The organism is Paenilisteria rustica (genome assembly GCF_013820765.1).
GTDB classification, from domain to species: Bacteria; Bacillota; Bacilli; order Lactobacillales; family Listeriaceae; genus Listeria_A; species Listeria_A rustica.
Map to the genome: position 1 here is coordinate 1 of NZ_JABJVM010000042.1, position 948 is coordinate 948.

The window sequence follows — 948 nt, forward strand, 5'->3', positions numbered from 1 at the left end:
CACGCAGGAGATCGCGGGTTCAAATCCCGTCGGGACCGCTTTACTTATGGCTTGGTAGCTCAGTTGGTAGAGCACTTGATTGAAGCTCAAGGTGTCGGCAGTTCGATTCTGTCCCAAGCCACCTTAAAATTTTGGAGGGGTAGCGAAGTGGCTAAACGCGGCGGACTGTAAATCCGCTCCTTCGGGTTCGGCAGTTCGAATCTGCCCCCCTCCACCATTTATAATAGGGGCATAGTTTAAAGGTAGAACTAAGGTCTCCAAAACCTTCAGTGTGGGTTCGATTCCTACTGCCCCTGCCAAAAATATTAAATTTAATAGTGGCGGGTGTGGCGAAGTGGTTAACGCACCTGATTGTGGTTCAGGCATTCGTGGGTTCGATTCCCATCATCCGCCCCATTTTTTAAACGGTGGGCTATAGCCAAGCGGTAAGGCAACGGATTTTGATTCCGTCATGCGCTGGTTCGAATCCAGCTAGCCCAGTTTTTAGTTTTTGCGGAAGTAGTTCAGCGGTAGAACATCACCTTGCCAAGGTGGGGGTCGCGAGTTCGAACCTCGTCTTCCGCTTATTTTTCTTACGAATGTGGCGCCATAGCCAAGTGGTAAGGCAGAGGTCTGCAAAACCTTTATCACCGGTTCAAATCCGGTTGGCGCCTCCATTGAATTTTATCTTAGATTATAGTATAATATTTATATTATGCCGGCGTGGCGGAATTGGCAGACGCGCTGGACTCAAAATCCAGTGATCTCACGATCGTGCCGGTTCGACCCCGGCCGCCGGTATCCAAGTAACCCCAACACTTTTCGGAGTGCTGGGGTTTTTGTTTTTTGGCTCTATGTCAATTGTTGGGGTGAAATATCAAGGTGCGAGCTAGGGAGTCAATAGCTCGTGCCTTTTCTTAACCTACAGAGATGTCAAAATCTTTGATAAAGTGTTGGGCTAGTATTTTG

8 tRNA genes are annotated in these 948 nt (G+C 48.5%); all 8 read left to right on the forward strand.

Annotated elements, in window-relative coordinates:
• Positions 1–48 precede the first annotated feature (48 nt).
• A tRNA-Phe gene (locus HPK16_RS16465) sits at positions 49–121 on the forward strand.
• Positions 122–133: 12 nt separating this feature from the next.
• A tRNA-Tyr gene (locus HPK16_RS16470) sits at positions 134–217 on the forward strand.
• Between the two features lie 8 nt (positions 218–225).
• Positions 226–299 (forward strand) — tRNA-Trp (locus HPK16_RS16475).
• Between the two features lie 21 nt (positions 300–320).
• A tRNA-His gene (locus HPK16_RS16480) sits at positions 321–396 on the forward strand.
• A 12-nt stretch (positions 397–408) separates the two neighbouring features.
• Positions 409–480 (forward strand) — tRNA-Gln (locus HPK16_RS16485).
• A 12-nt stretch (positions 481–492) separates the two neighbouring features.
• A tRNA-Gly gene (locus HPK16_RS16490) sits at positions 493–564 on the forward strand.
• An 18-nt stretch (positions 565–582) separates the two neighbouring features.
• Positions 583–656 (forward strand) — tRNA-Cys (locus HPK16_RS16495).
• 40 nt (positions 657–696) lie between these two features.
• Positions 697–780 (forward strand) — tRNA-Leu (locus HPK16_RS16500).
• Positions 781–948: the final 168 nt, after the last annotated feature.